This window comes from Frankia casuarinae (genome assembly GCF_000013345.1).
In the GTDB taxonomy this organism is placed as follows: Bacteria; Actinomycetota; Actinomycetes; order Frankiales; family Frankiaceae; genus Frankia; species Frankia casuarinae.
In genome coordinates this window covers 2367715-2381762 of sequence record NC_007777.1, presented here as the reverse complement: position 1 = coordinate 2381762, position 14048 = coordinate 2367715, and the positions used below count along the sequence as shown (strand labels likewise).

The 14048-nt window shown below is 70.2% G+C and carries 9 protein-coding genes and 2 pseudogenes; 6 read left to right on the top strand and 5 right to left on the bottom strand.

Annotation, left to right across the window (positions count from 1 at the left end):
* Positions 1 to 140: 140 nt before the first annotated feature.
* Complete coding sequence (locus FRANCCI3_RS10185; RefSeq protein WP_011436457.1) at positions 141 to 749, top strand: heme-binding beta-barrel domain-containing protein; 609 nt, start codon at positions 141 to 143, stop codon at positions 747 to 749.
* Positions 750 to 770: 21 nt separating this feature from the next.
* Here the strand turns inward: FRANCCI3_RS10185 and FRANCCI3_RS24425 are convergent.
* Positions 771 to 1594, bottom strand: a protein-coding gene (locus tag FRANCCI3_RS24425) for an IS5 family transposase (RefSeq protein ID WP_085949870.1) whose coding sequence is annotated in 2 segments (ribosomal slippage) — positions 771 to 1243 and positions 1243 to 1594 — 825 coding nt in all. Because the reading frame shifts where the segments join, the coding sequence is not laid out codon by codon here.
* A 236-nt stretch (positions 1595 to 1830) separates the two neighbouring features.
* Between FRANCCI3_RS24425 and FRANCCI3_RS29010 the strand changes: the two are divergent.
* Positions 1831 to 1995: pseudogene (locus tag FRANCCI3_RS29010) on the top strand (IS5/IS1182 family transposase); the annotation flags it as partial.
* Between the two features lie 118 nt (positions 1996 to 2113).
* Here FRANCCI3_RS29010 and FRANCCI3_RS10165 read toward each other — a convergent pair.
* A complete protein-coding gene (locus FRANCCI3_RS10165; protein WP_011436454.1) occupies positions 2114 to 3517 on the bottom strand; it encodes a DUF2786 domain-containing protein in 1404 nt (467 codons plus the stop codon).
* Between the two features lie 227 nt (positions 3518 to 3744).
* Here FRANCCI3_RS10165 and FRANCCI3_RS29005 point away from each other — a divergent pair.
* A pseudogene (locus FRANCCI3_RS29005) lies at positions 3745 to 5250 on the top strand (BTAD domain-containing putative transcriptional regulator); the annotation flags it as partial.
* Between the two features lie 1839 nt (positions 5251 to 7089).
* Here FRANCCI3_RS29005 and FRANCCI3_RS24420 read toward each other — a convergent pair.
* The 3 genes from FRANCCI3_RS24420 to FRANCCI3_RS10140 all read right to left on the bottom strand — a co-directional run bounded on the left by FRANCCI3_RS24420 (position 7090) and on the right by FRANCCI3_RS10140 (position 9935).
* On the bottom strand, positions 7090 to 7959 hold the full coding sequence (locus FRANCCI3_RS24420) for an ABC transporter permease (protein WP_011436452.1): 870 nt from the start codon (positions 7957 to 7959) through the stop codon (positions 7090 to 7092).
* Complete coding sequence (locus FRANCCI3_RS10150) at positions 7956 to 9035, bottom strand: daunorubicin resistance protein DrrA family ABC transporter ATP-binding protein (protein ID WP_011436451.1); 1080 nt, start codon at positions 9033 to 9035, stop codon at positions 7956 to 7958. The genes FRANCCI3_RS24420 and FRANCCI3_RS10150 overlap by 4 nt, the downstream gene beginning before the upstream one ends.
* Positions 9036 to 9545: 510 nt before the next feature.
* Positions 9546 to 9935, bottom strand: a complete 390-nt coding sequence (locus FRANCCI3_RS10140) for a winged helix-turn-helix transcriptional regulator (RefSeq protein WP_011436450.1) — start codon at positions 9933 to 9935, stop codon at positions 9546 to 9548.
* 108 nt (positions 9936 to 10043) lie between these two features.
* Here FRANCCI3_RS10140 and FRANCCI3_RS10135 point away from each other — a divergent pair, with 108 nt between their 5' ends.
* From FRANCCI3_RS10135 to FRANCCI3_RS10125, 3 genes are all read left to right on the top strand, one after another.
* On the top strand, positions 10044 to 10664 hold the full coding sequence (locus FRANCCI3_RS10135) for an NAD(P)-dependent oxidoreductase (RefSeq protein WP_011436449.1): 621 nt from the start codon (positions 10044 to 10046) through the stop codon (positions 10662 to 10664).
* A gap of 812 nt (positions 10665 to 11476) precedes the next feature.
* The gene (locus FRANCCI3_RS10130) at positions 11477 to 12604 is read left to right on the top strand and encodes a sulfotransferase family protein (protein ID WP_011436448.1); all 1128 of its coding nucleotides are present in this window, start codon (positions 11477 to 11479) and stop codon (positions 12602 to 12604) included.
* 168 nt (positions 12605 to 12772) lie between these two features.
* The gene (locus tag FRANCCI3_RS10125) at positions 12773 to 14005 is read left to right on the top strand and encodes an aminotransferase class I/II-fold pyridoxal phosphate-dependent enzyme (RefSeq protein WP_011436447.1); all 1233 of its coding nucleotides are present in this window, start codon (positions 12773 to 12775) and stop codon (positions 14003 to 14005) included.
* Positions 14006 to 14048 lie beyond the last annotated feature (43 nt).

Below are 14048 nucleotides of genomic sequence, written 5' to 3'. Positions count from 1 at the left end.
ACGGTGAATGTGCCGTCCGGCGCGGCTTGAGAGTCGCGCAACAGCGGCTTGCAGGAATTTGACAGTAATGTCGAGATGTTCCGGGCATGTTCCGGAATTGTGCCACCTGTAGGTGGTTCCTCGTTCAAGGAGGATTTGCGGTGACGAAAACGACAGGAAAGCCAGGGAAGACGGAGAAGGCGGGAAAAGTCGGCCCGGAGTTCGGTCCGTTGGCGGCCCTGGCCGGTGCGTGGGAGGGCGACCAGGGGGTGGACGTTGCCTTCGGCAACGCCGAGGGCACGATTATCGAGACCCCGTACCGCGAGAGGGTCACCTTCAAGCCCTTCGGTCCCGTGGACAACGGCCCGCAGTGTCTCTACGGCCTCGACTACCACATGGCCGCGTGGCGGGCTGGCGAGGAGAAGGCGTTCCACACTGAGATCGGCTACTGGCTGTGGGACGCCAATCTCGGCCACGTCATGCGGTGCTTCATGGTGCCCCGCGGTGCGGTCCTGATCGCCGGTGGTGCCGTGGCGCCGGACGCGACCGACTTCACCCTGCGGGCGCAGGCCGGCTCCCCCACGTACGGCATCCTGTCCAACCCCTACCTGGCGCGCGCTGCGAACAGTATCCGCTACGAGGTGAGCATCACCGTCACCGGCAACGGGAGCTTCGCCTACACCTCCACGACCACCATCGATCACGAGCGGGTGTCCGACCCGGTCGCCCATACGGACCGCAATGTGCTGCGGCGCCTGTCCGACGCTTAGCCGCCCGGCTTAGAGCGTGTCTCACGTCGAGTGCGGGAGCTTCTTCCAGCAGGTGATCGCGGCAGCCAGGCAGAGGAACCCGAGGAAGTTGTAGCCGTTGCGTTCGTAGCGGATGGTGAGACGGCGGTAGCCACCGAGCCAGGCCAGGGTTCTCTCGACTTTCCACCGGTGCCGGCCGAGGCGTTCGGTACTGTCCACACCACGGCGGGCGATCCGCACCGCGATACCGCGCCGGCGCAGGAAACGCCGTCGTTCCGGCTGATCGTAGGCCTTGTCCGCACGCAGCTTGGCCGGGTGGCGCCGCCGCGGTCCACGGCGGGAACGGATCGCCGGGATGCTGGCCACCAGCGGGACGAAGGCCCCGCTGTCGTGCGGGTTCGCCGGGGAGACCGCCACGACCAGCGGCAGCCCGCCCGCGTCGGTCAGGACATGGATCTTCGAGCCCGGTTTGCCGCGGTCGACCGGGTTCGGACCGGTCAGGCTTCCCCCTTTTTCGCTCGCAGGCTGGCCGCGTCCACGATCGCCGATGACCAGTCGACCCGTCCGGCCACACCGTGCAGATCCAAGATCTTGCGGTGCGGTCGAGGCCAGACACCCGCCCGGGTCCACGCCTGGAACCGACGGTGCGCCGTGGGTACCGACACCCCGAACTCGGACGGCAGATGCCGCCAAGCACACCCCGAGGTCAGCACGTAGACCACCGCGGTAAACACCGCCCGATCCTCGATCGGGGCAGTCCCACCGCCCTGCCAGCGGGCCTCGAACCGGGGCAGCAGCGGTTCCACCAGCTCCCACAACTCGTCCGGGACCAGCCGCCCGGCGAGGCTGCTCCCCAACACATCCATGATCGATATGTACCCGGAGCGGCCACGCGAGACACGCTCTTACCGGCATCCGCGGCACCGGCGGCATGGAGATCGACTCCGACGACACCCACCACATTTGGTTCGATTACGAACTCGACGAGTGAGCTCCCCCCGGGTATGTCGATGATCCAGCGCGCGGCGAACAGCCCTGACGCGCGTCCAGCCAGGTGGGTGCGTCTCCGGCGGGCAGTGTGAACACGACGGTGGACAGCACCGAACGTCTCGGCCGGCATCGGTGGAAAGGCGAGAGAACGATCTCCTGGCTGGATGGCTACCGCCGGTTGACCATCCGCTACGAACGCGATGGCCGGAACTTCCTCGGGTTCCTCACTCTGGCCGCCACGATCACCTGCCGGAAGAAACTCCCACCCCCCACATGAGACGGCGAAGCCCTTCACTCCCAGCGGATGCGCGAGGTGCGCCCGCACGCGGGCCTGTCCCGCCCCGAACAGGATGATCGCGTGACCGGTGAGGCGAGGGCCGGCTCCGGCGCCATGGCTATCGGGACCGGGCGGTGGTCACCTCGCCGTAGGTGTGCAGGGAGGCGAGGTCAGCGGCGGCCCGGCCGGACGCCCACCCCTCGCCGTCGGTCGCGTTCACCGCCCGGGCGACGACCTGCGGGAACATCGTCTCGGCTGCCTCCTTCACGGCGTCGCCACGGGCGGCGAGCACAGGCAGCAGCCGGCTCTCGCCCGCCTCGACCGCGGCCTGTTCACTGGCCTGCTCGGTAGCGGCCGTCAGGCGTTGGCCGATCCGGACCGCGAACGAGGCGAGGAACGACTGGCGGAACGACCGGGTGCGGGACCGCCCGTGGCGGGACCCGGCCTGCATCATCGCCGCGGTCGCCTGGACCAGGAGCGAGGTGTACAGCAGTTCGACGGCGTCGAGGTCAGGCTGGAAACCGATCACCGTGGCGAACCCGAGGTTCTTTGTCCACACCGAACGGCATCGGTTTGCACCGGCGACCACGTCGAGCAGGCTGGCCTTGGCCGCCTCGTAAGGGCTGTCGACGCCGACCCGGCGGCCGGCCGGCTCGTCGCGGGTTCCCTCCCGCGCCGCGAGCAGCGCCTCGTCGATGCTGTGCCGGGCCATGAGCTGCTGTGCCTTGGCGGTCAGCGCCTCAGCCTCGTCCGCGAACCCGGTTGATTCGGCCTTCGCCAGCAGCGCCCGGACCTTGTCGAGGATGCGTGGGTCGGCGCTCCGGCCGGCCCCGGCCCGGTGGCCCGGGTCCGCCTGGCCGTGGCCGCGTCCCGCGGGGCGACCTGGTGGGTCGCGTCGTGTGGTGCCTGGCGGGGGGCACAGGGATTCGATCGCGGGAAGGGTGTGCAGAAGGGTGAGCAGACCAAGGGTGTCGGCAAGCGCCTCCGCCCGGTCCCGGCCCTCCCGGTCACCCCAGGCGTCCAGCCAGGTGCCGTCATCCTCCCACCACAGAACGGCGTTAAGATCATACAGCTGGTTCTTCCACCGCTCGTCGACGGTGGCGGCCGCGTATTGCCGCATCTGGCCGGCGATGGCGTCGACGGCGAGTCGCGCCTGGCGCTGGCCTGCCTGACGGTTCACGATCCGGTGCACGTCAGCCGGCTGCCAGCCGCGCTGCCAGGCGGCCTCGACGGTGCGGTCGAACCACCCGGCCAGGGACCGATTGACAACTCGGCGTCCGGCCGGCCCGCCCGGCGCGGCGACGAGCAACTCCACGTACTCGGCCAGTGCCGCCTCATCCCGGGCGAGCTGGGCGTTCAGCGCCGCCGCGACCAGCTGATCGGCGATCCGGCGAAACATCTCCCGCTGGCCGCGCTCCTCCTGGTAGAAGGCCCCTGCCCCGGACTCCGGCGCCTGGGCGCGGACACGGTTCGCGCGGGCCTTCTGTTTTGCCTTGCGTCGTTCCCGGTTCCGGCTGCCCACCCATCACCTCGCTCAGCGGGAGTCCTGATCTCTCGTCCCCAAGGATCGCATGTCGACCGGAGCGAGAAGGACCGACCCCAGGTTCGGTGATCAACTCCGCGGCCATACGGCAGAATGATCCACTTATTCACCTCGTTGAGGTTCGTCATGGCGATGTGCTCGGCGGGCGGCCCGAACGAACCAGCCCCGGACCATGCCGTCGCCCGGACCATGCCGTCGCCCGGACCATGTCGCTCGACCGCGGAACCGGCCCTGGCAACGCTCCTGGGGACGTACGGATCGTTCCTGGCTGCCGTTCTAGACTGATCAGAGTGGTCGTGAGCCTCATGCTCCTGGACGGGGTGCGCTGGGAGGGCACCCCGGTGATGGGCGACCGCCCCCGGGCGTTGCTGGCGGCGCTGGCATCCGAGCCCGGCCGGCCGGTGCGGGCGCAGCGGCTGGCCGAGATGATCTGGGGCGAGGGGTCGTTGGCCAACCCGGCCAAGGGCCTTCAGGTGGTCGTCTCGCGGACCAGGGCGGCGTGCGGTGCCGGTGCGGTGGTGCGCGACGGTGACGGCTACCGGCTCGGTCTCCTGCCGACGCAGGTCGACAGCTGTCTGCTGGGCCGGCTGGTGGCCGAGGCCGCCGAACTCGTCGCTGTCGATCCGCGGGCCGCCGTCGAGCGGGCCCGCGCTGCGCTGGACCTCGGCGCGGCGCTGCCGCCGGTGCCGGTGAACGGCTCCGGGCCGCTCGCCGGCGTGCGCCGGGCGGCCGGCCGCGACCTGGCGGCGGCCCGACTGCTGTTGGCCCGGGCCACGAGTCGTACAGGTGAGCATGCCAAGGCGCTCGGGCTCCTGGAGGCGGCGCACGCGCAGCAGCCCGACGACGAGGACCTGCTGGTCGACCTGCTACGCAGCGAGGCCGCGGTGCGCGGGCCCGCGGCGGCGTTGGGACGATTCGAGCGCTACCGCCGGGACCTGCGGGAACGGCTGGGGACCAGCCCCGGGGAGACACTCACCCGGGTCCAGCGCGATCTGCTCGCCCTCGACCGGCCCGTCCGGGGCGGGATCCGATACGACGCCACTCCCCTGCTGGGCCGCCAGCACGACGTCGAGCGGCTGCGGGCGTTACTGGACCGGTCGCGGGTGGTGTCGATCGTCGGGCCGGGTGGCCTCGGGAAGACCCGCCTGGCCCATCTGCTCGCCCGGGACAGCACGCTGCCGGTGGTGCACGTCGTCCACCTGGTCGGGGTGGCGGCGCCCGAGGACCTGATCGGCGAGGTCGGCTCCGCGCTCGGCGTCCGCGACTCGATCGGCGACCGCCGGGTGCTGACCCCCGCGCAGCGCGCCGACCTGCGCGCGCGGATCGCCGCGCGACTGGCGCGGGGGCCGGGCCTGCTGCTGTTGGACAACTGCGAGCATCTTGTCGCCGAGGTCGCCGAGCTGGTCGCCTTCCTCGTCACGGCCACCGCCGACCTGCGGGTGCTCACGACGAGCCGGGCGCCGCTCGCGATCGGTGCCGAGCGGGTCTACCTGCTCGGCGAGCTGGTCCGCGCCGACGCGGTCGAGCTGTTCAGCCAGCGTGCCACCGCGGCCCGCCCCACCGTCCGGCTCGACCGTGAGGTGGTCGGCCGGATCGTCGACCGGCTCGACGGGCTTCCGCTGGCGATCGAGCTGGCGGCGGCTCGGGTCCGGGCGATGTCGGTGGAGGACGTCGACCGGCGGCTGGCGGACCGGTTCGCCTTGCTGCGCGGCGGAGACCGCGCCGCCCCGGACCGCCACCGCACGCTGCTCGCCGTGATCGACTGGTCGTGGAACCTGCTGGCGGAGCCGGAACGGCGCTCGCTGCGCCGGCTGGCGCTGTTCCCGGACGGTTTTACCCTGGAGGCGGCGGAGGAGATCCTCGCCGCCCCCGGCCCCGCCGACGAGGCAGCGGGTTCCGATCCCGTCAACGCGGTCGACGCGGTGCAGAACCTCGTCGAACAGTCGTTGCTGAGCGTGCGCGAGCCGGCCGGCGGAGTGCGTTATCGGATGTTGGAGACGGTCCGGGAGTTCGGCCGGCTGCGGCTGGCCGAATCCGGCGAGCAGGTCGCGGCGCGACGGGCCCAGCGGGACTGGGCGGTCGGCTACGCCACCCGGCACGGCGTGGGTCTGGTCACGGAGCGGCAGTTCGCGGCGATCGACGCGATCGCGGCCGAGGAGACGAACCTCGCCGACGAGTTGCGTGACGCGGTGGCCGACGGCGACACCGAGACGGTCGTGCGGCTGCTGGCGGTGCTCGGTATGTTCTGGGCGATCCGCGGCGAGCACCTCCGGATGTCGGTGCTGATCGACGCGGTCACCGCGATGCTGTCCGGCTGGACACCGCAGCCCGCCGCGGCTCAGGCGGCCGTGGCTGCCGGGACCGCGATGGCGACGGTCGCGATCTTCGTGGGGGACGGGCTTCTCCCGGCGCCGATCCGCGAGCTGCTGGAGCGGCTCGGCCCCGAGGCTGCGGGCGACCCGTGGCTGGCCAACACGGCGCGGGTGCTGCTCGCCCTCGACCCGGCACAGCCCACGGACACCGAGACACAGCTCGTGCGGCTGGCGGACGGCGCCGACCGGCACCTGCGCCTGGTCTGTCTGGTGTGGCTGGCCCATCTGCACGAGAACGCCGGTGAGGCACTGGCCTCGGCGGCAGCCGCCGAGCAGACGCTGGCCCTGGCCACACCGCGGGAAGGGCCGTGGCTGACGGCCATGGTGCACACCCGGCTGGCCGAGCTGACGATGCGGCGCGGAGATTTCGCCGTCGCCCGTTCCCACGCCCAGGCGGCCCTGCCGGTCCTGGAACGGCTCGGTGCCCGCGACGACGTCGCACAGCTGCGGGTGCTGCTGGCGTTCGACGCCGTCAACGGCGGCCGGCTCGACGCGGCCGAGGAGTATCTCGCCCAGATCGACCCGTCGGACGGGGCCGTGTACGGCGGCCCGATGATGGCGGCGATCGGCCGGGCCGAGCTCGCGATCGTGCGCGGCGACACGGCTGTGGGCCTGCGCCAGCATCTGGACGCGGCAGCGGGGATGCGGGCGTTGCGATGGCCCGGCGTCGCAACGACCGGCGTCGAGCCCTGGGTGCTGGCCGGCGACGCGGTGGCGCTCGCCGCCTTCGCCTGGCACGCGGCCAGCGCCGACGACCTCGCCACCGGCCACGACCTGTTTCGCGCCAGTCTCGTCCGGTGTGCCGACGCGTTGCGACGCAGCCGGGCCACGATCGACTATCCGGCGTGCGGGACGCTGCTGTTCGCGTTCGGCGTCTGGGGCCTTCGCGACGGCCGGCCGGCCGGGATGCCGGCCGGGATGACAGTGCGGGAGGCGGTCCAGCTGCTCGCGCTGGCGAAGCGTTTCTCCTACATCGCGACGATCCCGTCGCTGGGGTGGGCCCGGGTCGAGGCGCTCGCCGAGCGCCGGGCACCCGGCGCACTCCCGGCAGCCCGGTCGGACGCCGAGGCCCGGCGCCCGGCACAGCTGTTCGACGAGGCGTGCATCCTCGTCGAACGGCTGGCCGAGCGGCTGGCCGATCTACCACCGGGCCGCGACGGGGCATCGCCGGGGCACGGGCTACAGGTGCCGCTTGTAGCTGACGACCGACATCGGCAGGAAGATCACGATCACGGCGAGACCGGTGAGCAGCGTCCAGCCGACCTGCCCGGTGAGCACGCCGTTGTTGGCCAGGTCCCGCGTGGCGGAGACCAGGTGTGACACCGGATTGACCCTGGTGAAGGTCTCCAGCCAGCCCGGCAGCGTCTTCGCCGGCACGAACGCGTTGGACAGGAAGGTCAGCGGAAACAGGATCATCATCGAGATTCCCTGCACGCTGCGGGCGCTGCGGGCGACCGTGCCGATCCAGGTGAACGCCCACGCGATCGCCCAGCCGGTCAGGACCGCGAGCACGATCGCGCCGAGCACGCCGGGCACGCCGCCGCCGGGCCGGTAGCCGAGGATCAGGCCCATCAGGTAGGTCAGGCTCGCCGCGATCAGGTAGCGGACCAGGTCGGCGATCATCGGCCCGGCCAGCGGCGCGATCCGGGACATCGGCAGGGACCGGAACCGGTCGAAGACCCCCTTGTCCATGTCCTCCCGCAGCTGCGTACCGGTGGCCATGCAGGTGGTGAGCACGGTCTGGGCGACGATGCCGGGGATGAGCAGCGGCAGGTAGCTGTGGACGTCGCCGGAGATCGCGCCGCCGAACACGTAGGCGAACATCGCGGTGAACAGCAGCGGCTGGAGCGCCACGTCGAAGAACTGTTCCGGGTTGCGGCGCATCTTCTTCAGCGCTCGCCAGGCCATCGCGAAGCTCTGGGTAAGGGTGTCCCCCACCCCGGCGCGGGCCCGGGTACGGGCAACGGCGGCTGCCGGGTCGACGGCCGAGGCCGGCCGCGGCGCGCCTGCGGCCGGCCCGGCCGACGGCCCGGCGAGAACGGTGTTCATCGAGTTACCTCCGTGGCGTGGTCGTCGGGGCCGGTCGCGTCCTGGTCGGGTACCGCTCCGGTCGGGCCGCCGGCGGTCTGCGGGTCGCCGGCGTCGCCCGGGTCGCCGGCGTCGCCCGGGCCGCCGTGGCCGGGACCGGCGCCGTGGCCGGTGAGGGCGAAGAAGACCTCGTCGAGGGTCGGTTTGGCGACACTGACCGAGGCGATCGCGACGGCGGCCCCGCGCAGCGCGATCAGCACGTCGGCGGCCCGGTCGGCGACGTCGAGCGGGACGTTGAGCCGGCCGGACTCGGGCGTGGTGACCGGCTCCTCGCCGAGCACCCGCAGCACCACCTCGCGGGCGCGCTCCTGGTCAGCGCCGGGGGCGAGCTGAAGCTGCAGCGTCGAGTCGCCGACCTGGGTCTTGAGCTCGTCCGGCGTGCCCTCGGCGACCTTGCGCCCGTGGTCGATCACGCAGACCCGGTCGGCGAGCTGGTCGGCCTCGTCCAGGTACTGCGTGGTGAGCAGGACGGTGCAGCCGTCGTTGACGAGCTCGCGGATGGTGTCCCACATCTGGCCGCGGGTACGCGGGTCGAGGCCGGTCGTCGGCTCGTCCAGGAAGATCAACGGTGGCCGGGTGATGAGGGACGCGGCAAGATCGAGGCGGCGGCGCATCCCGCCGGAGAACGCCGAGATCTGTCGTTCGGCGGCCTCCTCGAGACCGAACTGCTCCAGCAGCCGGCGCGCGGTGGCGCGCGCGTCAGCCGAGCGCAGGCCCTGGAGCCGGCCGAACAGCCACAGGTTCTCGGTGGCGGTGAGGTCCTCGTCCACGGAGGCGTACTGGCCGGTCACGCCGATGAGCTGACGGACCCGGTGCGGCTGGGCGGCGACGTCGACGCCGAAGATCTCGGCCCGGCCGTCGTCGATCGCCAACAGCGTGGCCAGCATCTTCAGCATCGTCGTCTTGCCGGCGCCGTTGGGCCCGAGCACGCCGAAGATCTCGCCGTGGTGCACCTCGAGATCGATGTGGTCGACGGCGTGAAAATCGCCGAATCTCTTGACCAGACCACCGGCCTGGACCGCGGGCATGGCTGTCATCCGTCTTCCTTCCGTGGGGTGTCGCGACAACGGGGGATCGACAACGGGGGATCGACAACGGGGGCGTCGGGTCGAGGGAGGCGTCGGATGAGCTGGCCAGAACGCTAGACAACGGCGGTATCACCGCCCCTGCACGCCGGTTTCACCGGCCTTCGACCGGCCGCGCGGGCGGGACACAGGCGCCGCCACCGGCCGGAGCCGCCTCCGGTACCGACGGCCTGCCCGGTCCGCCCCGTGCCCGCCCGTATGCACGATGCGGGCAGGCACGTCACCCGCGAAGCAGAGTGATCGCGCGGCCGGCGGGACCGGCGGTCGTGGTGACGCCGGTGCGTTCGCCGATGGCGGGGGACGTCGGGGCGCTGGTCGAAGATGGCGAGGGTCCCGGTGTCGAACTGGAAACGGCCGAGGTAGCGGTCACGCTGTGGGTCTCGCTCGGCTGGATCGGCGTCGCTCCGCACGTTTCGGTATGTGTCCAGAACTGTGCGGCGCGTCGGCGATAGCCACGCCGCCTCATCCGGCGCGGTCGAGGCGGAGGGCGCGGTCATACGCCTCGCGGGCGTCGAGGAGCTGGTCCCAGTGCTCGGCGACCCAGGCGCAGGCGACCGCCATCGGCTCCAGCATGCTGCGGCCCAGCGCGGTCAGCTCGTACTCGACATGGGCGGTGGCCCTGGCATCCAGGACGGTGCGGGTGATCAGGCCGTCCCGTTCAAGGGAACGCAGCGACTGGGTGAGCACCTTGGGAGTGACCCGGCTCAGCGGCACGCGCAGCTCGGAGAACCGGCGCGGCCCGTCCTCAAGGCAGCGGATGATGAGCGCTGCCCACTTGTCGCCGAAGCGGATCGGGTTGAGCGAGGACGGGCACAGCTCGTCGAACATGTCGGCGGGCAGGGGCTTCCTCACCGCTTCACGATAGCCAGCCAGCCGGTATCCCCGCGGTAACCGCCATCCCCGATAGCGTCCGCGCACCGGCAGGCGCAAGGGCACCGGCATACGGGGAGAGGGGTTGCCGTGAACATTGTGGTGTTCGGCGCGGGCGGGCGTGCGGGGCGGCAGGTTCTCGCCGAAGCAGGTCGCCGCGGCCACCGGGTCACCGCCGTGATGCGCGACCCCGCACGTCATGGCGACCTGCCGTCCGACGCCCGGGTGGTTGCGGGTGATGTCACTGATGCGGTAAGTGTCGAGCGTGCGGCGGCCGGACAGGACGCGGCGATCAGCGCCGCGGTCGACCTGTCCACGCCGGCGCACGACTTCTTCACCGCGTCGTCCCGCGCCTTGGCCACCGGGCTGGCCAGGGCGGGCGTGCGCCGCCTGGTGGTCGTCGGCCTCTCCTCGATCCTGCCGGGGGCATCTGGCGCCGCGTTGATGGACGAGCCCGGCTACCCGAACGAGTACCGTTCCTTCTTCCTCGGCCACGCGGCGGGCCTCGACGTGCTGCGCGCCTGCGAACTCGACTGGGTGTACGTCGCTCCCGCTGGGGACTTCGACCACGACGGGGCGCGCACCGGCCGGTACCGGGTCGCCGAGCACGGCGACCCGGCCAGCCGGATCGGGTACGCGGACTTCGCGATCGCGCTGCTCGACGAGATCGAGGAACCGCGCCACCACCGCGCCACCGTCAGCGTCCAGTAGGTGCCGATCCATGACCAGCGGGCGGTCGGATCATCACCATCGGCAGTAACGCCGCCGACCGGATCCCCGAGCCGGGTGGCAGCGTTTACGCGGCCAGCAAGTCCGCGCTGACCTATAGCCGTAACCCGTTCGCGATAAAATGTTACCCGCCGTTCTATGCCCGGACATCCACGCGCCTGGCCGGGCCCGCCGTTGTCACTTCAGGCGCGGCCATCAGGTTGTCAACGGCGGGGGATGGGTGGCGTGATGCGACCGTGGCGACCTCGGTTGCCGCGAGGCAGGAAGTATGGGCCCGAAGCAGCGGGGTATCAACCCACGGCCGTGCTGGCTCTGATGTTCGTATCAGCCGATCTCAATTGTCGATGGCTGGCCCCGGGCGCAGAACGTCGATCACCCACTCGTATCGGCTATGATTGGCTCGAAGTCAGTGGAGACCAGTATTTCGCCGGCATGTTCAGCTGCCCAGACTGCCGCACCCGGCGAACGGGTGCCGCCGATGGCCTACCAGGACGTTCGCGACAGTTGCGGAAGGGACGCGGTCATGACGTTCGCATTGTCATCCGGATCGACGGCCATATCTTGCACCGGGACCCGCCGGCGCGGATAAATCAGGAGCGGCATCGGGCACGGCGTCCAGAGCCGGCCTGGGAAACTGGATGTTTTCCGGCTGGCCAGCCGCGGAGACCCCTATACACCCTCCGTACGCTCCGCGAAAAGGCCGGTTCCACCTGCTGCCCCTCAGGGAGGAACCGGTCGTTGTATCTCGAGAATTTGTTGAAGCCGTCTGCTGACGGACCAGAGGAGCGTACTCAGTGGACAAGATCCAAACAATCGAGGAGCTACACACCACGGCATCCGATCTCACCGGACTCACCGACTTCGGCCCGGCGGACTATCTGGAAGGGCTCGAGGTGCTCCTGGCCTCCTATCAGGAAGAGGCGAGCCTGACGCCGCACGGCGTCCAGCTGGTCCAGGACGAGTTGTGCGGCATCCTGATGGCCCGCCTGTTCAGTGAGGCCGGGTGGCAGAGACATCCCGAGCACGCCCAGGTCCCGATCGAGAGGCCGGTGTTCATCGTCGGTATGCCGCGGACCGGCACCACCACCCTGCACCGGCTACTCACCGCCGACTCGGCCAACCAAGGGCTCGAACTGTGGCTGGGCTACGCTCCCCAGCCCCGGCCCGCACGCTCGACCTGGCCTACCAACCCGATCTTCCAGATGGTCCAGGGGGGCGTCGACAAGTTTGTCGAGCAACATCCCGGCTACCTGGGCATCCACAATCGCAAAGCCGGCGAGGTCGAGGAGTGCTGGCTGTTGACCCGCCAGTCGATGGTCTCGCCGTATTTCGAGTTCACCGGGTACGTGCCGACGTACTCCGCGTGGCTGGCAGGCCGGGACTCGACCGAAGCGTACCGGCGGCATCGCCGCAACCTCCAACTGATCGGGCTGCATGACCCCGGGCGACGCTGGGTACTCAAGTCCTCCAGTCACATGCCCTGTCTGGATGCCCTGCTGGCGACCTACCCCGACGCAATGGTGATCCAGACCCACCGCAGACCCGCTAGTACGGTACTGGGATCGGCGTGCAGCATGGCGAGCAAGCTTGCCGCGGGCATGTCCTCAGTTTTCCAGGGCGAGGTGATCGGCCCTACCCTGCTCGCACTCGCCACTCGCACTCTTGCGCGATTCGCCACGGAGCGGGCCAAACACGACCAGGCCAGATTCTACGACGTCGAATTCGACGAGTTCACCGCCGACCCGCTGGCGGTCGTCGCCGACATCTACCGCCACCTCGGATGGGACCTGGCCAACGAGGTCCGCCCGGCCATGTCGGCCGTGCTGGCCGAAGACGCACGCCTCCGTTCGCACCGCTACGACCTGGCCCAATTCGGCATCAGCGCCGAGGAAGTCGACTCCCGACTCGGCACCCTGCTCTGAACCGACCGGAACTCGGTGGCTCCGAACTCGGTGGCCCCGTCGTGGGCTGACCTGGTCTCGGCCTGCTCTGTTTGCGCCGTCCAGCGGTCTCGCATTTGCCCTTCCACCACCGAGCAACGAGAAGACGCCAACACTCCTGGGCCTAACTCGCCGAAATGAGGGACGATCATGACTGCCTTGTCCGCGGAGCCGGCGCTGGCCCGCTGGGGTTTCTCCGAATGGGTCGAAAGCGCGAGGCGAAGCGGTGAACTGATCGCGACTCCCGAGCTTGACGACCGCAACGACGCGGTCATAAGCATCAACGGCAGAAAAGTGGTCAACTTCGCCGGCATCGGCATCCTCGGATGGCAACACGACCCGGACGTGCGCAACGTCTTCGTCGAGACGGCGATGAACTATGGCCTGGTCGTCGGCGGCTCCCGAGTGGTTCAGGGCGTCGCCCGGCCACACCTGGAACTGGAGGCGCTGGTCGCCGAGATCACCGGCCGGCAGAAGGCGCTCACCTACGCCACCGGGCTGCTGGCCAACGTCGGGTTCGTGCACGCGATGAGCGCCAGGTTCTCGTTCAACGACCAGCCCGGCGTGGACAACGCCGACACGGTGTTCGTGCTCGACCGGGACAGCCACTGGAGCATGTGGAAGGCCGTTGAACGATTCAAGTTCGGACGTAACCTGATCAACTTCCGCCACAATGACATTGCCGATCTCAGGCAGGTGCTGGAAAACCTCCGCGGCCGGCGGGTCGTTGTCGGATTCTTGACCGTGTACTCCGACGGCTCGATGGCTCCGGTCGGCGAGATCCTCGACCTGTGCGACGAGTTCGGCGCGGTCAGCTTCGTCGACGACGCGAACGGCTTCATGGTCTACGGCAACGGCGGCCACCGGTTCGCCGCTGAATACGAGGAGCTGCGCCGGGCGACTTTCCTGATGGTGTCGTTCGGCAAGTCCATCGGCTTGGGCGGTGGCGCCCTCGCGGGACCGGCCGACGCTCTTGATGCGTTCCGCTTCCTGTCGGGCACGTCGGTGTTCACCACCAACATTCAGCCGCCGACCGCCGGCGCCATCGTCCATGTGCTGCGCCGGATGAGACAAGACCCGTCCGTGATGGAACGCTACCTCGACCGAGTCGACCGGCTGCGGGAGCGACTGCTCGGGATCGGCTGCACCATCAACGCCACGCCGACCTACGTCACATCGATCTCGGTGGGCTCGAACCACACCGCCGTACGCGTCCGGCAGGACTTCCTCGATCGCGGGTATCTGGTACCGATGTTCGGCTACCCGGCGGTGAACAAGAACCAGACCGTGATCCGGCTGATGGTGAACAACCGGCTGTCCGACGAACACCTGGACGGCTTCCTCGACACGCTCGCCGAGCTCAAGCAGAAGTACGAGTTCTGAACCAGCGCTGCTCGGTCGTCCGCGGGCCGGCCACGGCGGCGGC